We start from the raw sequence: 19273 nt of genomic DNA on the forward strand, positions 1-19273 counted from the left end.
AAAAGAAGGATTGCTCCTTCTTTTTTTATTAAGAGCTGAGCTCCATTTCTTGGAGGTCAGTTTCTTTTTGTAGTTTTTTACGATAAACAAAAGCAGAGACATTAATACTAATCTCATATATGAAAAGAAGTGGGATGAGAACAAGAATATCGGAAATAAAATCTGGTGGGGTAAGTAAAATAGACGTAACAGCTATAATGAAATAAGCAATTTTACGTGATTTTTTTAAAATGTGTGGTTTTAATAAACCAAAAGATGTTAAAAACAAAACAATAGCCGGAAGCTCAAATAAAATTCCAAACGGAAGAGTTAAACGAATTAAGAAACTAAAATAATTTTGAGAGGTATAAAACTGTATAAAATGAGCCCCTGCTAAATCTTGCATAAATGAAAGAACAATTGGAAACACAATAAAATATCCAAAAGAAATCCCCCCAATGAATAGAAAGAAAAGGGAAGGAATGAAAAGAAGAGCCCCTCGTCGTTCATGAGGTTTTAAAGCAGGAAGTACAAATTTCCATATGTGATAGCCTGCAATCGGAAGTGTGAATGCTATCGCACATACAGCTCCAATTTTAAAGTAAATCCACAACACATCAGATGGACCTAACAAAGCAAGCTTTACGTCCAATCCTTTGACAAGCAAACTATAAATCTGTTCTACAAAAAAAAGCGATAAGGCAAGTAGCGTTAAAAAACTGCCAATAACATAAAGAAGTCGCTTCCTCACTTCTTCTAGATGCTCAATAATATTTAATTCTTTAGGATCCATATTCCTCTTTCACTCCTTCTCTAAAACTAAGGTTCATTTCTTAATGATAATAAAAGATTATAAAGCTAGTTTTAATACTTTGTGAAAATAAGAAAGGAGAGAAACTTAAGAAAAAAGGCTTGTTTTTTTCTCTGTTTTTACGTGATTTCTCTTTTTTCTTTGTTTTTATAGAGGAAGATAGGTCTATCTTTCTTTTAAAACGCTTCTATTTTTAGAAAACGTTTGTAAATTTGTAAAGAAGAACTCTTAAACAAGTCCAAAAAAACGCAAATTATCTCATTTATTGTCAAATTATCTTACTTATATGTAAAAGTTTTTAAAAGACTACATAAGCAAAAAGAATCTTTTAAGAATAAAAATGAAGCATGTATGAAAAGAAAAAAGAGGATATTGTTCTTTCTTAATTTTATAGTCCTGTGAAAAAAGTTAGAGAACCATTATTGTTCTTTACAACGCTTCATAATCAATTTACAGAAAGTTCTTATAATGAGGGAGCACCCTAATTTAGAAAGGAGAACTTTCGTGGATAAACAAAAATTAGAAGGAATGATTCAAGAGTTTAGTGAGGAAACAATGCAACGTAAAAAAATAGATCGACGAGCATTTATAGAAGGCGCAGGAAAAATTGCAGGTCTTTCGCTTGGCTTTGTTATTGCCCAGTCTATAGGAGGATTGGATGTTCAAGCGAAAGCAAAAACGATAAAATTTAGTAGCTATCCTTTTACTCTTGGTGTTTGTTCTGGTGATCCTTCTCCACAAGGAATTGTTCTTTGGACAAGGTTAGCTCCTGATCCGTTAAATGGTGGTGGGATGCCAAATGAAGTAGTGAAAGTAGAGTGGGAACTGGCCAAAGATGAAAACTTCAAACGCATCGTAAAGAAAGGAAGTGCTACAGCTTCTCCAAATCTTGCTCACTCTGTTCATGTAGAAGTAGAAGGATTAAGGTCTAATGAGGTTTATTATTATCGATTTAAGAGCGGGAACGAACTTAGCCCTGTTGGCAGAACAAAAACATTACCTAAAAGAAGTGAAGAAGTACAAAAACTTACATTTGCTTTTGCTTCCTGTCAACAGTATGAGCATGGTTATTATACAGCTTATAAACATTTAGCTGAGGAGGAGTTAGATGTTGTCTTTCATTTAGGTGACTACATATATGAATACGGACCAAACGAATATGTCTCCTCTTCTGGAAATGTAAGAACCCATAGTGGACCAGAAATTATCACGTTAGACGATTACCGAAATCGCTATGCGCAGTATCGCTCAGATGCGAACTTAAAAGCTGCACATGCCGCTTTTCCATGGATTGTAACATGGGATGACCATGAAGTTGAAAATAACTATGCAAATAATATACCTGAAAAAGGACAATCTGTTCAGGCTTTCATAAAAAGGCGTGCAGCTGCTTATCAAGCATATTATGAACACATGCCATTACGAAAAACATCGCTTCCAAATGGAGGACATATGAGTTTATACCGCGATTTTTCTTATGGTCAACTTGCTTCATTCAATGTTCTTGATTCAAGACAGTATCGTGATGACCAGGCAAACGGAGATGGGAGCAAGCCACATTCAGAAGAGTCACTGAATCCTAATCGAACAATGCTTGGCAAACAACAAGAGAATTGGCTTTTCAAAAACTTAAATAAGTCAAAAGCCCACTGGAATATTCTTGCTCAGCAAGTTTTCTTTGTACAACGGAACTTTGGGGTAAATGGGGAACAAATTTATAGTATGGACTCTTGGGATGGTTATCCTGAAGCTCGCAATCGTATTATTGACTTTGTTCAAAAGAAAGGAATGAATAATTTAGTCGTTTTAACAGGAGATGTTCATGCAAGCTGGGCTTCTAATATTAAAACAGACTTTGATACCGCATCTTCTTCTCTTGTTGGAGTTGAATTTGTTGGCACATCTATTACTTCAGGTGGAAACGGAGCAGACAAGCGAGCAGACACAGACCGCATCTTAGCTCAAAACCCCCACATTAAATTTTTTAATGATTATAGAGGTTATGTGAGATGTACCGTAACTCCTGAAAGTTTTCAAGCTGATTACCGCGTTCTTCCTTTTGTAACAGAACCAAACGCCGCTATTTCTACAAGGGCATCTTTTGTGTATCATAAAGATCAAACAGGCTTAAAACAGATCGGTACAAATGCTGTTCCATATGGTTTGAAAAAATCTACTGAAGTAGAGGAAGATCGGATTATAGCACATAGTAAGGCACATACAAAACAGGTAAACAAACTGAAGAAAAAGGTTGAAAATTAATCACAGGAGGATGGAAAGCTAATGTTGGCTAATATCGGAATTCCAGGACTTGTTTTAATTGTTATTATCGCTCTTATAGTATTTGGACCGTCTAAACTTCCAGAAGTAGGACGAGCTTTTGGAAGAACATTAACAGAATTCAAAAGTGCAACAAAAGGGCTTGTTTCAGATGATGAAGAGACAAAGAGTCAGACGACATTAGAAAAAAAGAAAATTAACTAACAATGCTTTACTAAAAAGATTATTGAAAAAGCGAAAGAAATGAATCATTTCTTTCGCTTTTTTATTCGTATTTTTGGAAGAAGAATGGTTTTCCTTTTCTCCATTCTGCAAATATAACATCTTTATAATCAAAAATGTTATGGTTGGCAAGTTGTTGTTGTAGCCATTCTTCATTAAAGCCTGCTTTTGTCAAATTATTGTAAAGGACCTCTCCATCAATAATAAGGGTAACAGGTAAATAAACAGGTTTGAGTTCTAAATGAAGGTCTTCAGTGGTTGGAGGAGCATACTGTGATTTTGGAAGTACGCTGATTATACCGTTTGTTTCTAGAATAGCAAATTCAACTTCTTCAATAGAAAAAAAACCTTGTTGACGAAGAAGATTCTGAAGCTGATTAAGATCAAGCTTACTTTTAGAGAGTGATTTATATTGCAATTGTCCATGATGAATCACAATAACAGGTTCACCTTCAAGAAGCTTTCGCAATTTCTTAACTTTTTGAGTAAGCATTTCTGTTGTAAAAATAAGTATTCCCCACAAAATAGAAGCAAAGACGACTTCTTTTACATTTACCTCAGGATCATATACAGCATTTCCGAGCAGTTCTCCTAAAATAAGCGCTGAGATAAAATCAAAAGGGGTAATCTGTGAGAATTGATTTCTGCCAAGAACTTTCGTAATCGTAAAAAGAACGATAAATCCAAAGAAAAGATCGAGTGCAATTGCTACATAGTGATTCATATTATATATTTACACCTACTTTTGATGTGCTTTTCTTATTGTTTTCTAGGAAGTGTTATTCTAAACAAAAAACCTTTTTCTTCTTCTTTGTATGAAGTACATAAAAAGCAGAAGTGTCGCCCATATTAACAAGGAGAAGGGAGGGAGAACAGTGAAAGTGTTGCTTATTATAGGTATGGTGTTTTTTGCGCAGCCCGTTTCATCAAATGTGACCCTACAATATAAAGGTGAACAGATTAAGAATATCGAACGGAAAGAATTTACGGAAGGTGTTCCAGGTTTTCCACTTCTTAATGAAGAAAAATACGAAGAACTTGTAGAAAACATAAAAAATGAAACATATAAACCAGCCACAGACGCCCACATTAACAAATATGGGGAAATAGTACAAGAGAAAACAGGTGAGATTTTAAATAAGGAAAAATTCAGGGATCGTTTTCTTACCCAATTTTACGGAAATGATGGGAATACAATTGAAATACCTATGTATACGACATATCCTAAAGTAGATAGTGAGCTTTTAGTAAATATTAAGACAAGGTTAATTGGCCAATATGTTACTTATTTTAATACACGAAATGAAGCAAGATCTCATAATATTGATTTAGCAACGGAAGAGATTAACAATACGGTTGTTTTCCCAAATGAAACCTTTTCTTTCAATAAAACAGTAGGAAAAAGAACGTCAGATAGGGGATATTTGAAAGCACCTGTTATTGTTAGAGGTGAACTAGCCGAAGATATCGGAGGAGGAATTTGTCAAGTTTCTTCAACCCTATTTAATGCAGTGGAGAAAGCGGGAACTGAAATTGTCGAACGCTACTCCCACAGCAAGCGTGTCACATATGTACCTGAAGGAAGAGATGCGACTGTTAGCTGGTATGGTCCTGATTTCCGATTCAAAAATCAGTATAACCAACCTATTCTCATTCGAGCTCATACATATGGATCACAAATGATTGTGAGAATTTACTCCTCAGAAGAGATTAATTATAACCCCAATAAGGTACCTAACCCTTCAAAAGAGCTCCCAAAAGAAAAAAGAACGATAAAACCTCTCTCTTATTAAGATGGGAGGTTTTATCGTTCTTTCACAATTAGAAGCAAAATTCGATATAAAAGATAGACACCAATATAAGCACCTGAAATAAGTAGAAAGGGATTTAACAAAATGGCATGAATAGTTGTCATAAATACACGATCTTCTTGAAGAACATCATGAATTGCTAATGATACAATATCTCCAAACAGGAGGATAGCAACAAAAGCGAACACATTGAAGACAAAATTAAGCACAGTATATTTCTTCTGTAGAATTAGCATGATGAAAGGAAAAATCAGGCTTCCTAGAATTAAAATGATTTTCATTTTATTCCCCCTTTTTAGAATAAGTTCGTTTTTAGTATAGCCATTTACGTAAAACCTCTATCCTTACTTTCCCTACTAGCTGGAAAATTAACCTTTTATTAATTTAATTAAACTATGTTCTAAAAGATAAATATAAGACATTTTAGAAAGTCCAAACCTTTTAAAAATAAAGGAATAGAATAAGTAGAAAGCATACCGGAAAAGGAGAAATGTGAATGCTTGATAAATATAGAAAAATACAAATAGACTTTACAGAATTTGATTCTCTTTACATTCCTCTTGATGTTCCAGTTATTTTAGAGATTGATTGGAGAGGGGTCAGCTACGAGTTTCTTATTAAGTTAAAAAGCGGAGAAAAGAATATGCTTGTTTTAGGATCAGGTGGAGGAGCAAACATGGAAATGCCAAACGGCCCGCCCTATTTCCAGCGCCACTCTTGGATGGATGATTTTAAAGACTCTGTTATTTACTATAATGATCCAACGCTTTATTTAGGAAAACTTCCACTAGGATGGGGACAAGGCACAGCAGAGCGATTCTATTTAGAAGAAATTGCGCTTATTTTACTTAAACTCTTTAAAAAAATTCAATATGAAACAAAAGATGTTGTTTTTTACGGTTCTTCTGGCGGAGGGTTTATGTCTATGATTTTAGCAGGGTATATACGAGGATCTAAAGCGCTTGTTAACAATCCTCAAACCTGTTTAACAAGATGGTTAAAGACTCCTGTACAGAATGTATTTAACTTATCATATCAAGGTCTAACAACTGAAGAAGTAATCAGTAGATTTGGCAATCGAATCAATGTTGTCCAATTTTTTAAATCTAGAAAGTACGTCCCTGAAATTTACTATCTACAAAATGGAGCATGTGAATTTGATGTTACAAATCATCTTATTCCGTTTCTTGATGAGCTCCAACATATGGATGAAAAATATGAAGTAAAAAATGTGAAAATTGATTTGTATTATAATAAAAAAATGGGCCATGCAGCTCTTGGAAAACCAGAAACCGTTTTGTATACCCAAAAAATCAGAGAAAACTAAAGCGCTCTTTACTATAAAGAGCGCTTTCTGCTATTGAATGATTGTAACCTCGAATCCTGCATTTTTAGCTCTTACAGATAAAGCTTCAGCATTTTCTCGTGAAGAGAAAGCCCCAATTTGGACTTTAAAGAGATTGTTCTCAGTAGCAATAAAACTCGAAAATCCTTTTGTCTCTGCTTCAGATGCTAACCGTTCGGCATTTTCTCGTGAAGAGAAAGCCCCAATTTGAACTTTGAAAAGTGATGCTTGCTGTTTTCGCTGAAGATTAAAAGCACGAGCCAATCCATTTACATGCCCACGGGCGATAGAAGTAATAAAGCTTGTATTTCCCAACTTAGCGACATCATTGGCATTATCAATAAATCCATTCTCCGTTAAAATAGCAGGCATATTTGTTTCACGCAAAACATGAAAATTTGCTGTTTTCTTACCTCGATTGGCAAAATCCACAGATTTTAAAACCTCTTCATGAATAAGGTTTTGATATGTTGTAGTAGGAGCGCCGATCCCTGGAAAAACATAATCCTCGTATCCTGTTCCGCCTCCTGCATTAATATGGATTGACAAATAGTAATCTGCATTCCAAGCATTTGCAGCATTTGTTCTTGCCGTTAAAGAAACGGTTTGATCTCCTGTACGGCTCATAAGAACGTAAACGTCTTCATATTCATTTACCAACATATTTCGAACGGCAGAAGCAATTTGCCATGTTAAGTTTTTTTCTAGTAAGCCATTGCTAGCAGCTCCGCTGTCTGTCCCTCCATGACCAGGGTCAATGAAAATTTTCACTATATCATCACCTCTCTTTATTGTATGGAAGAATAAGAGAAAAAGCTTGTACGAATGTCTTAATAATAGAAAAAATATTCATTATATAAAGAGAGAAGGGACATGATAAGAGAAGTTATGAAGTGAAAAAAGGACAAAAAGGGTCCAAAACTTTTTTTGTTTAGTGATAGAAAGGATATAAAAACGCTCTAATAAGAAGGGAAGGATAAGGAATCATAAATTCTTGTTAAAAGAATAAAAGGAAGTTTGAAAGAAGAAGAAAAAGGGAAGGGGAAGAGTGAACAAAAGCGAGAAATAGGATTCTCGCTTTTCTCCTTATGTAAAAAACGGCTTACAAGAAGAGTAAAGACTACTTGCTAGTTTTTCTTTTACAGCTGGCCATTCTTTATCAATAATACTGTAAAACACAGAATTACGATAAGAGCCATCTTTACGAATCATATGATTACGCAAAATCCCTTCTTTGACACCACCAATTTTTTCAATTGCCTTTTGAGAACGGATATTACGTTCATCTGTTTTAAATTGAACACGGCCAATGTTCAATGTTTCAAAACAGTACTTTAAGAGCAAATACTTTGTTTCTTTGTTGCAGTTTGTGCCCCATACAGAGGGAGAGAACCACGTCCAGCCAATTTCTAGGCTTCGGTTTTTTTCTGATATATTTAGAAACCGAGTTGTGCCGACTACTTTATTTGTTTTCCTTTCTAAAATAACAAAGGGAAACTCTATCTTCTTTTGTTTTTGAGATAATGCTTCTTGCACAAACTTTTGCATACTTTCTGCTTTTTCAAGATTATTTGGAAGGTGTGTCCAAATTTTATTTTCTTGTGCAATACGGTGCAATTTCTCCCAATGTTCAAAAATCATTGGCACTAGTGTGATAAACGTTCCTTCCCATCTTTTTTGTGAAATATTCATACCATTCATCTCCTTCTTCTTCATTATAATAAGAAATAAAAAGGAGAAGGGATTATATTTATAAAAAAGGATGAAAAGTTATTTTTATCCAGCTGCTTTCATAATCGCATAGATATGATTTGCTGCTTGATCAAGGTTTCGGTACTCTCTAGGATGTTCTGTTGTCATATAAGCAATTTGAAATACATCTCTTCGTTTAGAATAACAAACTGACAAAATTTGCATATTTGACGAAGATAGGGTTTTAGTGACATAAGCTTCAGAGAAGGGGGGGACTGTTAATTCAAAAAGCATTTTTTTTATTTCTAATAATGTCATGTTCTCCACGTGCCCCTTTCAAATTATGAGGGGATAGAACAGATTTGTCCCTGATAATTTAGTTTTAATGGATAGTACCTATAAAGCTAGATAGCTTCCTTAATCACAAGTTTATATTTTAGAAACGTAAGGGTATGCATCTTTCCTACAGTATACAGGATATATCCGGTAACTAAAAGGGAATTAGTCATTTCTTTACAATAAAGAAAGACTACCCGAATGACGGGTAGTCTATAGCCAAAACTATTCAATTGCTAATAGAGATTAGCGTTGTGTTCCTGATAATTGTTGTTGAGCAGAAGCAACAAGACGTTTTGTGATCTCGCCTCCTACTGAACCGTTAGAACGAGCTGTAGTATCAGCGCCTAATTGAACGCCAAACTCAGAAGCGATTTCGTATTTCATTTGGTCGATGGCTTGTTCAGCACCTGAAACGACTAATTTATTACGGTTTGCCATGTGTATCACCTCCTTGTAAGTGTAGAATGTGTTTTTTTTATTGCTCTCATACAATGTAATTTTTTCCAATAAAAGAACCTTTCACAGAATGTGAAAGGTTCTTGTTATATTATGACCAAGGTTGGTCTGTTCCGATAGCTTGTGCAAGTGCTTGGCTATGTTTGCGTCGGTTTTTTCGTTCTTCTGCTCGTTGTTTTGCTGTATTATGAAGCATAATTTCCTCATCTGATTGTGGAATAACGCGTGGCACTCTTTTCGGCTTTCCGTTTTCGTCTAGAGCTACAAAAGTTAAGAAAGAAGTAGCGGCAAGACGACGTTCACCTGTTTTTAATGTCTCCGCAATAATTTTTACGAACACTTCCATAGAAGATGTTCCAACCCACGTTACGTAAGATTCTAAGCAGACAGAATGCTCAGGTCTTATAGGTGACAAGAAGTCAACGGAATCTGTTGAAGCTGTCACAGTTTCGCCTCGCGAATGGCGAGCAGCCGAAATGGAGGCAACATCATCAATATAGCTCATCAATTTTCCCCCGAAAAGCGTGTTATGATTGTTCGTATCTAAAGGAAATACGCGACTAGTTCGAACAACTAAAGATTCTTTACAATATTTTTCTGTTTGTTCATTCATGTTAGTTTGCTCCTCATTTAAAAAGACATCTTTTATAAGTTTTCCATCTTATTTTTTTATTTAAACAAAAATAAGATAGTTTGTCTTGTTGTTTGTTATAAGATAGACCATAAAAAAACCTCTCATAAGAGGAGAGGTTTTTTAAGAAGTTACCTTGTTCTTTTTGATTTGCTTGCTTCGAAGCTGCCCACACGCTGCATCAATATCTGTTCCTTGTTCAGCGCGCACACCACAGTTAATGCCGTGTTCCATCAGCGTTCCATAAAATTCAACAATAGCTTCTTTTGTGCTTCGTTGATATTGGTTGTGCTCATCAACTGGGTTATAAGGAATAAGGTTAACGTAAGAAAGATGACGTTTGTTTTTTAATAGCTTTGCAAGCTGAATGGCTTCTTCCTTATGATCATTCACATCGTGCAATAGGATATACTCAAATGTGATGCGTCGATTTGTTTTTTCTAAATAGTAGTCAATGGCAGGCATTAACTTTTCAAGCGGGTATGCTTTGTTAATTTTCATAATGCGTGTACGAAGATCGTTGTTTGGTGCATGCAGTGAAACAGCTAAGTTAATCTGAATGTTTTCATCTGCAAACTCACGAATTTTATGAGCAAGTCCACTTGTTGATACAGTAATATGACGTGCCCCAATAGAAAGTCCCTTTTGATCATTAATAACGCGGAAGAAATCCATCATATTGTCATAGTTATCAAATGGTTCTCCAATTCCCATCACAACGATATGACTAACACGCTCATCCTTGCCTTGTGAATCAAGATGGTGCTGAACGTTCATAATTTGCTCCACAATTTCACCGCTTGAAAGATCACGGTTTTTCTTAAGAAGTCCACTTGCACAGAACGTACAGCCGATGTTACAGCCAACTTGTGTTGTTACACAGACAGAAAGGCCGTAGTTGAATCGCATTAGTACTGTTTCGATTAAGTTTCCATCTTGTAATTTAAAGAGAAACTTAATTGTACCATCTTTTGATTCCTGTTTTACGGCTTGTTCAAGTGTTTGAATAACAAAATGTTGTTCAAGTAAGTCAATACAGTCTTTATTTAAATTTTTCATCTCTGAAAAATCTGTGACGCGCTTTTTATAAAGCCAATCCCAAATTTGCGCAGCTCGGAACTTTTTTTGACCGTTCTCTACAAGCCACGAAGTTAATCCATCTAATGTTAATCCGTATATGGAAGTTTTATCCATTTCCAACCCTCATTTCGAAACTTTACCTTTACTCACTTTAATATCTTACTGAAAAGTAGGGGGCAGAAGCAACCTATTTATTCATAAAAAGAAAAGGTTTATATAAATAGTGTACCAAAAAGAGAAGATGGAATGCTAGTTATGAATGATTTCCTAAAGAATAAAGACAATAAATCATCTATCATCTCTACGTTTAGCAGGCTCTTCAGGGATTAAAATAAGACCCATAATAAGCAAAAGACCGCCAATAATGCCAAAGTAACTTCCGTATTCTGTAATATGACGAATAAAATAGGACATAAAAATAAGACCAAGACCTAAAATAGCAAGAAAGACACCGTGAATATTTTGAATAAACATATGTAACCTCCATTTTTTACCTTATTTTCATTTTACCGCTTTTGTTAAGCTCCTGAAAGAGGTAAGGCTTGTAGTTAAGGTAAAGTTAAGAATAGAAGGCTTTAAAAATAATATTGAAGAAATTCTGGAACGTTTTGAAACCATTTATTCCAAAAAGGAAGTGATTCGAAATAAGACTGATCAACGTGTTTGGAGTTTTCTATATCTTTTTTTTAGTTGTTTTTCATTTTTTGTATAAATTGCTTATTATAAATGATGCAGTTTGATTCATCATTTAAGAAAAAACTACGTGAGTCTCCGTTTGCTGTTCCGATATCCACAAATTCTTCATCTTTTACAAGTACTTTTCCATGAAAAAAGCCGTGATTATAAACATAAACATCAGCACCTTTATCTACAAGCATTTTTAACTTTTGATAAGAGGGAGGGCGTGCGAAAAGGCGTGCATCCGTTTTCTCTGGAACTAGAATGGTGACGTGAACTCCTCGTTTTAGTGCTTGTTCAAGCTCATTCATAATAGAACGAGGAGGGAGAAAATAAGGCGTAGCAACGAAAAAAGATGAATTTGCTTCCTTTATCCATTTTTTCATCCGGTTCTCCATCCCTGAACCAGAAGTAAATAAAAAACGATAAGAAGCCTCTCCACCTTTTACAGTTTTGGGTAAAGATGGGGAAGGAATGCTTTCCTTACTATCTTCCTTCCAATCAAGAAGAAACTGTTCCTCTAGTTTGTTTATGCCTTCTCCTGTTATTCGGACATGATAATCATGCCATTTTCCGAGCTTTTTCTCGTGGCCAAGATATTCTTCACCAACGTTGAATCCACCAACATAATCAATAGATGAATCAATCATAGCTATGCGTCGATGATTGCGGTGGTGAGCACTATAAAAAGGATGTGCAGCGGAGATTTTTCGGCTGAATGAAATCTTTACATTGCTTTCTCTTGTAAGTTCATGACCGCTGATTAAGTCTACAGAAAGATAAACGTTAAGTCCCTGAGTTGCTTTTTCTTTTAAAAGAGAAAAAGGCGCTTTGTAAGTGCATCATTGCGAAGAATATAAAAGTGAAGATAAACAGAGCTTTTTGCTTTCTTTATATCTTGAAAGAGAGTCGAAAATAAAGTTTGCCCCTTTTTATAGAACGAAATGTTTCCGTTATAAATAGGAGTTTCCCATGCTGGATGTGTTTCGGTATAGTGTTTTTGCCCTTGTTGAACGTCTTTTATCATAATAAGCAGAAGTACTAACAAAATTAAAAGGGCTACTGCACTTCTTTTGATTAGCTTCACCATCATAATCGGCTCCTTCTAAAAAGCTCATTTTCATACAATGCCCAAAAACGGTAAAAGAATGTATGAATCCTTCGTTCGCTATACATAGAACTAACAATAGGGAATAAAAAAACCCTCTCGTTGAAAAGAGAGGGACCTGAATTTAGGTAATGCTTGAAGAAGCTATAATTACATACTTTCCTTCTTCCAAGTCTTCTATGTACTTTTCTACATCTGGAGAGGAAAGCTGTTCAAACGCTAATACTTTAGAGAGCTGTTCTATCTTTGACGGAAGTATACTGTTTACTGTATTTAGTAAAGAATAAGAGCCATAAGGTGAATCTACTAGTAAATTTTTGACACTCTCTTTTGAATGTTTATCTTCATTAACAAGTATTTTTATATCTTCTTCATAGCCTTCTTTATTCAAATCTTGTAAAGTTTGCTGAAGCTCTTCTTTAATATGAGCAACTTTTATCTTCATAGCAGTCTCTCCTTTTTGATTTAACAATGAACATACTTATCGTACAGAGAACCCATTCCCTTTTTCTCTTTTTTAAAACTTTTTGTACAAGAGGTTTTACTATCTAAAAAAGGGGGTAATTAAAAGCTCATGTGTAGAAATTTAGGGAGGCAAAGTAGAAATAGAAAATTTACATATAAAAATAAGAACTAAAAGAGAGATAAAAACCCTAACATTTCGATGCTATGAAGTTATACTTTGTTATTGTTTTATAGCTATACATCGCATATAGAATGGTAGCAAGTTATAGTAAAAACAAAACATATTTAGGGGAAGGGTCAGGAGATTACGATGCATAGAAATGATGATCTTTATAACTTTCTATTAGAAAGAACATGGGATTTAACTGAAAGTTGGTATGCGGACCTTGATAAAGTTGGGCGAGGTGGTGTGTATGCTTCAACAGATCCAGTCGTAGTAGAAACATTGAAAAAGCAAAACCATGAATTTCATAAACGGTTTTGTAAGCTGTTCTCAGAAGAAAGTGCTGTTTTTTATGAAGAATTTGAAGAATGGGTTATAGAAATTGCCAAAGATGAAGAACATGCACGAACACCAATTCATCTTATTTTACAAGAATTTTTTAATGTACAAACTCAATATATACAGCTGATTAATGAATTTGCTTCTCAATATAAAGATAAATATTCATTAGAAGAGATTAATCGATGGAAAGACATTACAATTAAAGCGTTTAATAAAGTAATTATGTGGTTTACAGAAGAAAGTCATAAGTACTCTGAATCTCGTCTAAAAGCTCAACAAGAGATGATTAATGAGCTAAGTTCACCTATCATTTCTTTAACAAAACATGTAGCGCTACTTCCGCTTGTAGGAGATATTGATACAGCTCGTGCTAAGTTTATTTTAGATAGCACATTAACACAGTGTACAGAGCGTGAGATTCATCACTTGCTTGTTGATCTATCAGGTGTTGTAATGATCGATACAATGGTGGCACAACAGCTCTTTCAACTTATTGAGACATTAAATCTAATTGGTGTGACAAGTACGTTTTCTGGTATTCGCCCTGAGATTGCGCAAACAGCCGTACAGCTTGGCATTAACTTTAATCGAGTTTCTATTGTTTCAACATTAGAACAAGCTGTGAAATTAAAAGATCTTACAAAATAAAAAGCAAAGACCTTTCTGCTTTTTTATTTTGTTTAGAATGCATATGGTGAAATATTGATAAGGAGGGGAGAGAAGTGAATGAAAAAACTCTACACTATTGGAATACGTATTGGGGAGAGAAAAAACAACCAAAAGAGGTAAACGCATGGAGTTTTGGGGGAGATTCAGACGGATTAGCAGACCTTGTCATAAAAGGCGTAAAAACAGCAACATGCTCAGGGTATTTGTTCTACGAATTGGAGCAAGAACCGCTTCCTAAGCAGGGTCAATACAGCATTGTGTTAAAAAGCAAAGAAGAACCTGTTGCGATTATTCGAATTTCTAAAGTTGAAGTAATGCCAATGAATGAAGTATCAGAAGAATTCGCTTTTGCAGAAGGAGAAGGAGATCGATCATATCAGCATTGGTATTCGGCACACAAACAGTTTTTTACAAACGAACTTCGAAAAATAGGAAAAGAGTTCTCTGATGATATGCTTTTAGTACTCGAGCAATTTGAACTAATACATATAAAAAGATAGAAAAAAGCCGCGGAAAAAAGATTTTCCACGGCTTTTGTTAACGAATTCCTTTCATTGCACGTTGAATAACCGGAGCAATAAGGAAAAGAAGAATACCAAGGACAATAGAAGCGCCTCCGATAATTCCAAAATACAAGGTTTCTGTTTCAGGTGTGTAAAGATCTACAATTGAAGCATTTAGAGCCTGAGCTGCTGCGTTTGTTAAAAACCATAAACTCATCGTTTGAGCTGAAAAGGCAGTAGGTGCTAGTTTTGTTGTTGCTGAAAGACCAACAGGGGAGATACAAAGTTCTCCTAGCACAACAACAAAGTAGCTCAGTACAAGCCATAGAGGGTTAACAAGTGCATTCTCTCCAGCGAGCGTGCCTGGAATAAGAATAACCACAAACGAAAGACCAGCAAAAACTAAACCAATAGAGAATTTTTTCGGTATTGTTGGTTGATGATTACCAAGCTTTGTCCATAAAAGGGCAAAAAGCGGTGAGAGGGCAATAATAAACAACGGGTTTAGAGATTGAAACCATGCAGGTGAAATCGAAAATCCACCAATACTTAAGTCTGTACGATTGTCTGCATATGCTGCTAAAATAGTTGATCCTTGTTCTTGGATTGCCCAGAACATTACTCCTGCCACAAATAGTGGAATGTACGCTAAAAGTCTAGAACGCTCTACTGTTGATGTTTTAGAACTGAAGTACATTGTCACAAAGTAACAAATTGGGATTAGTATACCTAGTATTCCAACAAACATAACGAAGGAGTCAATTGTAACCCATCCGCGTGGAATCATAAAAGTAAGCGCTGCTGCAATAACAATAAGGGCTATAATCACCACAAATGTGGTTCTTTTTCGCTCAGCAGGCGATAAGGGATTAGGTACAATAGTACCTGCAAGGCCAAGATTTTTTTTCTTTGTAAGAATAAATAAAAGTAATCCAAAGAACATCCCGACTGCCGCAATCGCAAATCCTAAGTGGAAATTATGCTTCATTCCAACTTCCCCGACAATTAAGGGAGCAATAAAGGCTCCAAAGTTAATTCCCATATAGAAAATACTAAAGCCAGAATCTCGTCGTGCATCAGTTTCACTATACAGATCTCCGACAATACTAGAGACGTTTGGTTTCAACATTCCTGTTCCAATTACGATAAGAACCATGGAAATAAAAAACATTGGAATATTTCCAGGCACAGCAAGAGCAATATGACCGAGCATAATAAAAATACCGCCATAAAATACAGACCGAGATGGTCCAAGTATGCGGTCTGCAATCCAGCCACCTATCACTCCAGACATATACACAAGTGAGCCATAAATGGACATAATAGCTAAAGCTGTAGACTGATCAAATCCCAGTCCACCTTTTGACACTTCGTAATACATGTAATAAACAAGAATAGCTCTCATTCCATAGTAAGAAAAACGTTCCCAAAATTCAGTGAAAAAAAGTGTAAACAATCCCTTCGGATGACCAAAGAAGCCAGTCTGAGGAACGCTTGACACAATTTTCTGTTTATTCATTTCCGACATCATGTAACCTCCTTTGTTACTTTACTATAATATATTTGTTTGGTTGGTGATGTCAAAAATAATGGTCTCATCCCCCTTTTATCTAGTTGTATTATCCGAAAATAGGAGTATATCCTTATTTTGACATAATTAAGAAATAGGGTCTTTGGTCATTTTTTTAATTTTGCTTGCCGAGCTTCTATTAAGATTTCTTATTTTTTCTATAATAGGAGTGAGGAGGAAGAAACCTATGATTAAAAATCTGTATGAAACACATTTAAAAGTAAAGAATTTAGAAGAATCCATTAGTTTCTATAAAAAGTTAGGACTTCAGCTTGCTTTTCAAATTGAAGAAAGAAGACGGGCTTTTTTCTTTATTGGTGAAACGAAACAAATGCTTGGTTTGCAAGAGGTTAAAGAAGGTCAGGAAGTGATTAGAGATCATTTTGCTTTTAGTGTAGAAATGAAAGATCTTGAAGCCAGTTTACAATGGCTACGGGAAAAAGAGATTGAAATTCCAAAAGATTTCTTTGGCAAAGCACCTATAGAGCCAATTGTTCATATGTGGATGCCAGCTGCAAGCGTTTATTTTATTGATCCGAATGGACATAGCTTAGAGTTTTTAACACTTTTAAGTGATGAACCAGTGTATAAAGAAGACATTGTTTATTTAAGCGAGTGGAAAACATGTTATAAAGGTAAAGGAAAGTAAGAGAAAAGCTAGCTCTAGAGCTTCTGCTAAAGGATATCGTTTACAAGAAGCTAGTTTTTCCTTATACTCGTTTTATAAAAATATGAGAAAGGACTGAAGGAAATGGAGGCAGCAAGAATTACAACAGAAGATGAATTAAAGCAGGCATTTTCCATAAGAGTGGCGGTATTTGTAGAAGAGCAAGGAGTGTCGGTGGAAGAAGAGCTTGATGAGTTTGATACACTTGATGGCGAATGTGCACATGTTTTAGTTTATTACGATGAAACCCCTGTAGGAACAGGAAGAGTGAGAGTTGTGGAGGACATCGGTAAGCTTGAACGGATATGTATTTTAAAAGAGTACAGAAATTACGGTCTTGGTAAGGTTATTCTTGCCAAGCTAGAAGAAATAGCAGCTGAAAACGGCTTGAAGAAAACAAATCTTCATGCACAAACGAGAGCGCAAGGCTTTTATGAAAAGCTTGGATATAAAGTGGAATCAGACGTATTTGTGGAAGCTGATATTCCTCATGTTTTAATGACGAAGAAGCTTTTTTAACCTTTTAAAACGCGTAGATATGTTGCTGTTTTCTTTGTATATAATATAAGTTTCTATTGAATGGTTAGCAATTGAAAGAAGGATAATGAGTGATTATATAAAAGGGAAAGCCCTCTTTCTTTAGAAGAGGGCTTTCTCTTTTTTGAAAATCTGTAATAAATGTAGACCTAAAAGTGTTTTTTCAACATATGATAAAAAAGAGAATTTCTTTGTATAGAAAGGAAGAGAACGTTGATTCATATCGTAAAGCCGAGAGAAACGTTAACAAGCCTTTCCTTTGATTATCGCTTACCGCTTTCAAGTCTTATTGCAGCAAACCCAACTATTGTAAACCCAAATATTCTTTATGTTGGTCAACCTATTACAATTCCTAATTTAAGAGACCCAAGTGAAATTCCTTATCGTATCGAAATTTCTATTACAAAGCGGACTTTAACACTAAAAAATAATGAAGCTGTTGTAAAAGTATATCCAATTGCTGTTGGCAAAATGTTAACAGCTACGCCACAAGGTGAATTTGTAATTGTAAATAGAGAGCCAAATCCAGGTGGCCCTTTTGGAGCTATGTGGCTTAGTTTATCAAAGATTCATTATGGAATACATGGCACAAATGATCCAAGTTCAATAGGCAAATCGGTTTCTCTTGGGTGCGTTCGTATGCACAACAAAGATGTGCTAGAACTTGCCAGGATAGTGCCGAATGGAACGGGCGTCTCTATTTCTCTTTAGTGAGCAAAAAACACTTTATTTCTCATCTTTCCTTTTTGAAGGAAATACAGGATGAGAAATGAAGTGTTATTAGATTGCTTTTTAAAAGTAAAAATAGACGATGTAATTCAGAAACCTGGAAGATGATTTTTTTGAAAACGCTTTCCTTAGGAGGGATTATTTGAAAAAGTTATGGCGAGTTATTGTGCTTTGTGTAGCTATATTCGGAACGTTGTCTTTTTTTAATGAACCTGCTTTCGCTCAATCCTCTTTTATAAATGGAACATACGGAGGTAAAACATACAAGCTTTTCATTCCATCTTCTTATGATGGAAACAAAGACTATCCTCTCGTTGTGATGCTACACGGATGCAGTCAAAGTGCGGATGATTTTGCAAAAGGAACAAGAATGAACGAGCTTGGGGAAGAAAAAGGGTTTCTTGTCTTATATCCTGAACAATCTTTATTTGCAAACGTCAATAAATGCTGGAACTGGTTTAGTGTCTCTAATCAACAAAGAGGATGGGGAGAACCTGCTACTATTGTAGGGATGATTAATAAGGTTAAAGGAACGTATAGTATTCAAAATCAAAGCGTTTTCGTTGCAGGACTTTCAGCAGGTGGGGGGATGAGCGTTATTTTAGGCGCCACATATCCTGAGCAGTTTGCAAGTATTGGAGTAAGCGCAGGTCTTGAGTACGGGGCATCAAGCAATGCTTTTTCTTCATTTTACGCGATGCAAAATGGAGGGCCTAACCCTAACCTTCAAGGAAAGTATGCATACGAACAAATGGGGAAGAATGCGCGCGTTATGCCTGTTATTGTGTTTCATGGAAATGCGGATAGAACAGTTGTGTTGAAAAATGGAAACCAAGTTATCAGTCAATGGGCGACAACAAACGATTGGGCTGATGATGGAATTCTAAATGGAACGATTGATGACCAAGCGGATAGCGTAGTAGAAAAAACAAAGCAAGGAGGTAAAGCATATACACAATATAGCTATACAAATGAGAATGGACAGATAGTGTTAGAAAAATATATTGTAAACAATATGGTGCATGCTTGGTCTGGTGGATCCCCGTTAGGAAGCTACACAGATGAAGAAGGTCCAAATGCAAGTGAAATCATGTGGAGTTTTTTTGAAAAGAGGCTACCTTGAAAATACGCGTTTCTCTTAGAGAGAAACGCGTATTTTTTATAGAAGGTTTTCATAACTTTAAAAGAATAAAAGT

At 35.4% G+C, this 19273-nt stretch carries 24 protein-coding genes; 10 read left to right on the forward strand and 14 right to left on the reverse strand.

Translation table 11 applies throughout. The features are described from left to right. Positions 1–28: 28 nt before the first annotated feature. The gene (gene tatC / locus MOC86_RS21855; RefSeq protein ID WP_268586097.1) at positions 29–772 is read right to left on the reverse strand and encodes a twin-arginine translocase subunit TatC; all 744 of its coding nucleotides are present in this window, start codon (positions 770–772) and stop codon (positions 29–31) included. Between the two features lie 546 nt (positions 773–1318). On the opposite strand from tatC, the gene MOC86_RS21860 reads away from it, so the two are divergent. Further along, positions 1319–3052, forward strand: coding sequence for an alkaline phosphatase D family protein (locus MOC86_RS21860; RefSeq protein WP_268586123.1), 1734 nt, complete (start codon positions 1319–1321; stop codon positions 3050–3052). Between the two features lie 21 nt (positions 3053–3073). After that, positions 3074–3274 (forward strand): twin-arginine translocase TatA/TatE family subunit, encoded by a 201-nt coding sequence (locus MOC86_RS21865; protein ID WP_019395637.1) that lies wholly within the window; start codon positions 3074–3076, stop codon positions 3272–3274. A gap of 61 nt (positions 3275–3335) precedes the next feature. Here the strand turns inward: MOC86_RS21865 and MOC86_RS21870 are convergent, their stop codons facing one another. Continuing rightward, a complete protein-coding gene (locus MOC86_RS21870) occupies positions 3336–4016 on the reverse strand; it encodes a YetF domain-containing protein (protein ID WP_268586098.1) in 681 nt (226 codons plus the stop codon). Positions 4017–4167: 151 nt separating this feature from the next. Here MOC86_RS21870 and MOC86_RS21875 point away from each other — a divergent pair, with 151 nt between their 5' ends. Beyond that, positions 4168–5085 (forward strand): VanW family protein, encoded by a 918-nt coding sequence (locus MOC86_RS21875; protein ID WP_268586099.1) that lies wholly within the window; start codon positions 4168–4170, stop codon positions 5083–5085. Between the two features lie 11 nt (positions 5086–5096). On the opposite strand, the gene MOC86_RS21880 is transcribed toward MOC86_RS21875, so the two are convergent. Next, on the reverse strand, positions 5097–5384 hold the full coding sequence (locus MOC86_RS21880) for a transposase (RefSeq protein WP_268586100.1): 288 nt from the start codon (positions 5382–5384) through the stop codon (positions 5097–5099). Positions 5385–5599: 215 nt separating this feature from the next. Between MOC86_RS21880 and MOC86_RS21885 the strand changes: the two genes are divergently transcribed. Next, a complete protein-coding gene (locus tag MOC86_RS21885) occupies positions 5600–6430 on the forward strand; it encodes a glycosyl transferase family 2 (RefSeq protein ID WP_268586101.1) in 831 nt (276 codons plus the stop codon). Between the two features lie 30 nt (positions 6431–6460). On the opposite strand, the gene MOC86_RS21890 is transcribed toward MOC86_RS21885, so the two are convergent. The 10 genes from MOC86_RS21890 to MOC86_RS21935 all read right to left on the reverse strand — a co-directional run bounded on the left by MOC86_RS21890 (position 6461) and on the right by MOC86_RS21935 (position 12877). Beyond that, positions 6461–7222 (reverse strand): N-acetylmuramoyl-L-alanine amidase, encoded by a 762-nt coding sequence (locus MOC86_RS21890; RefSeq protein WP_268586124.1) that lies wholly within the window; start codon positions 7220–7222, stop codon positions 6461–6463. Between the two features lie 312 nt (positions 7223–7534). Next, a complete protein-coding gene (locus MOC86_RS21895; RefSeq protein ID WP_268586102.1) occupies positions 7535–8140 on the reverse strand; it encodes a GNAT family N-acetyltransferase in 606 nt (201 codons plus the stop codon). 84 nt (positions 8141–8224) lie between these two features. Next, the gene (locus MOC86_RS21900; RefSeq protein ID WP_019395630.1) at positions 8225–8458 is read right to left on the reverse strand and encodes a hypothetical protein; all 234 of its coding nucleotides are present in this window, start codon (positions 8456–8458) and stop codon (positions 8225–8227) included. A gap of 264 nt (positions 8459–8722) precedes the next feature. Then, entirely contained in the window at positions 8723–8917 is a 195-nt protein-coding gene (locus MOC86_RS21905) for an alpha/beta-type small acid-soluble spore protein (protein WP_019395629.1), read from the reverse strand. Between the two features lie 109 nt (positions 8918–9026). Then, a complete protein-coding gene (locus MOC86_RS21910; protein WP_019395628.1) occupies positions 9027–9548 on the reverse strand; it encodes an acyl-CoA thioesterase in 522 nt (173 codons plus the stop codon). A gap of 141 nt (positions 9549–9689) precedes the next feature. Beyond that, on the reverse strand, positions 9690–10760 hold the full coding sequence (rlmN, locus tag MOC86_RS21915; RefSeq protein WP_268586103.1) for a 23S rRNA (adenine(2503)-C(2))-methyltransferase RlmN: 1071 nt from the start codon (positions 10758–10760) through the stop codon (positions 9690–9692). A gap of 174 nt (positions 10761–10934) precedes the next feature. Next, complete coding sequence (locus tag MOC86_RS21920) at positions 10935–11120, reverse strand: hypothetical protein (protein ID WP_243519738.1); 186 nt, start codon at positions 11118–11120, stop codon at positions 10935–10937. 212 nt (positions 11121–11332) lie between these two features. Then, positions 11333–11974, reverse strand: coding sequence for a phospholipase D-like domain-containing protein (locus MOC86_RS21925; RefSeq protein WP_268586104.1), 642 nt, complete (start codon positions 11972–11974; stop codon positions 11333–11335). Positions 11975–12135: 161 nt separating this feature from the next. Further along, positions 12136–12414, reverse strand: a complete 279-nt coding sequence (locus MOC86_RS21930; RefSeq protein ID WP_268586105.1) for a hypothetical protein — start codon at positions 12412–12414, stop codon at positions 12136–12138. A gap of 142 nt (positions 12415–12556) precedes the next feature. After that, on the reverse strand, positions 12557–12877 hold the full coding sequence (locus MOC86_RS21935) for a general stress protein (protein ID WP_268586106.1): 321 nt from the start codon (positions 12875–12877) through the stop codon (positions 12557–12559). Between the two features lie 330 nt (positions 12878–13207). On the opposite strand from MOC86_RS21935, the gene MOC86_RS21940 reads away from it, so the two are divergent. Both MOC86_RS21940 and MOC86_RS21945 read left to right on the forward strand, forming a co-directional pair. Further along, positions 13208–14050, forward strand: a complete 843-nt coding sequence (locus MOC86_RS21940) for an STAS domain-containing protein (RefSeq protein WP_268586107.1) — start codon at positions 13208–13210, stop codon at positions 14048–14050. A gap of 74 nt (positions 14051–14124) precedes the next feature. Then, a complete protein-coding gene (locus MOC86_RS21945; protein ID WP_268586108.1) occupies positions 14125–14571 on the forward strand; it encodes an ASCH domain-containing protein in 447 nt (148 codons plus the stop codon). Between the two features lie 37 nt (positions 14572–14608). Here MOC86_RS21945 and MOC86_RS21950 read toward each other — a convergent pair whose 3' ends face one another. Next, entirely contained in the window at positions 14609–16102 is a 1494-nt protein-coding gene (locus MOC86_RS21950; protein WP_268586109.1) for a peptide MFS transporter, read from the reverse strand. Between the two features lie 229 nt (positions 16103–16331). Here MOC86_RS21950 and MOC86_RS21955 point away from each other — a divergent pair, with 229 nt between their 5' ends. From MOC86_RS21955 to MOC86_RS21970, 4 genes are all read left to right on the forward strand, one after another. Further along, a complete protein-coding gene (locus MOC86_RS21955; protein WP_268586110.1) occupies positions 16332–16793 on the forward strand; it encodes a VOC family protein in 462 nt (153 codons plus the stop codon). 102 nt (positions 16794–16895) lie between these two features. After that, positions 16896–17330, forward strand: a complete 435-nt coding sequence (locus MOC86_RS21960) for a GNAT family N-acetyltransferase (RefSeq protein WP_268586111.1) — start codon at positions 16896–16898, stop codon at positions 17328–17330. Positions 17331–17561: 231 nt separating this feature from the next. Next, on the forward strand, positions 17562–18059 hold the full coding sequence (locus MOC86_RS21965; protein WP_268586112.1) for a L,D-transpeptidase family protein: 498 nt from the start codon (positions 17562–17564) through the stop codon (positions 18057–18059). A gap of 160 nt (positions 18060–18219) precedes the next feature. Further along, a complete protein-coding gene (locus MOC86_RS21970; protein ID WP_268586113.1) occupies positions 18220–19200 on the forward strand; it encodes an alpha/beta hydrolase family esterase in 981 nt (326 codons plus the stop codon). The last annotated feature ends 73 nt before the right edge of the window (positions 19201–19273 follow it).

This window comes from Priestia endophytica (assembly GCF_026790145.1).
Taxonomy (GTDB): Bacteria; Bacillota; Bacilli; order Bacillales; family Bacillaceae_H; genus Bacillus_I; species Bacillus_I endophytica_A.

Bases quoted from the DNA above. Each gene is read 5' to 3' on its own strand.
- tatC (WP_268586097.1), bottom strand. From the start codon at position 772: ATGGATCCTAAAGAATTAAATATTATTGAGCATCTAGAAGAAGTGAGG.
- MOC86_RS21860 (WP_268586123.1), top strand. From the start codon at position 1,319: ATGATTCAAGAGTTTAGTGAGGAAACAATGCAACGTAAAAAAATAGAT.
- MOC86_RS21865 (WP_019395637.1), top strand. From the start codon at position 3,074: ATGTTGGCTAATATCGGAATTCCAGGACTTGTTTTAATTGTTATTATC.
- MOC86_RS21870 (WP_268586098.1), bottom strand. From the start codon at position 4,016: ATGAATCACTATGTAGCAATTGCACTCGATCTTTTCTTTGGATTTATC.
- MOC86_RS21880 (WP_268586100.1), bottom strand. From the start codon at position 5,384: ATGAAAATCATTTTAATTCTAGGAAGCCTGATTTTTCCTTTCATCATG.
- MOC86_RS21885 (WP_268586101.1), top strand. From the start codon at position 5,600: ATGCTTGATAAATATAGAAAAATACAAATAGACTTTACAGAATTTGAT.
- MOC86_RS21895 (WP_268586102.1), bottom strand. From the start codon at position 8,140: ATGAATATTTCACAAAAAAGATGGGAAGGAACGTTTATCACACTAGTG.
- MOC86_RS21900 (WP_019395630.1), bottom strand. From the start codon at position 8,458: ATGACATTATTAGAAATAAAAAAAATGCTTTTTGAATTAACAGTCCCC.
- MOC86_RS21905 (WP_019395629.1), bottom strand. From the start codon at position 8,917: ATGGCAAACCGTAATAAATTAGTCGTTTCAGGTGCTGAACAAGCCATC.
- MOC86_RS21910 (WP_019395628.1), bottom strand. From the start codon at position 9,548: ATGAATGAACAAACAGAAAAATATTGTAAAGAATCTTTAGTTGTTCGA.
- rlmN (WP_268586103.1), bottom strand. From the start codon at position 10,760: ATGGATAAAACTTCCATATACGGATTAACATTAGATGGATTAACTTCG.
- MOC86_RS21920 (WP_243519738.1), bottom strand. From the start codon at position 11,120: ATGTTTATTCAAAATATTCACGGTGTCTTTCTTGCTATTTTAGGTCTT.
- MOC86_RS21925 (WP_268586104.1), bottom strand. From the start codon at position 11,974: ATGATTGATTCATCTATTGATTATGTTGGTGGATTCAACGTTGGTGAA.
- MOC86_RS21930 (WP_268586105.1), bottom strand. From the start codon at position 12,414: ATGGTGAAGCTAATCAAAAGAAGTGCAGTAGCCCTTTTAATTTTGTTA.
- MOC86_RS21935 (WP_268586106.1), bottom strand. From the start codon at position 12,877: ATGAAGATAAAAGTTGCTCATATTAAAGAAGAGCTTCAGCAAACTTTA.
- MOC86_RS21940 (WP_268586107.1), top strand. From the start codon at position 13,208: ATGCATAGAAATGATGATCTTTATAACTTTCTATTAGAAAGAACATGG.
- MOC86_RS21950 (WP_268586109.1), bottom strand. From the start codon at position 16,102: ATGTCGGAAATGAATAAACAGAAAATTGTGTCAAGCGTTCCTCAGACT.
- MOC86_RS21955 (WP_268586110.1), top strand. From the start codon at position 16,332: ATGATTAAAAATCTGTATGAAACACATTTAAAAGTAAAGAATTTAGAA.
- MOC86_RS21960 (WP_268586111.1), top strand. From the start codon at position 16,896: ATGGAGGCAGCAAGAATTACAACAGAAGATGAATTAAAGCAGGCATTT.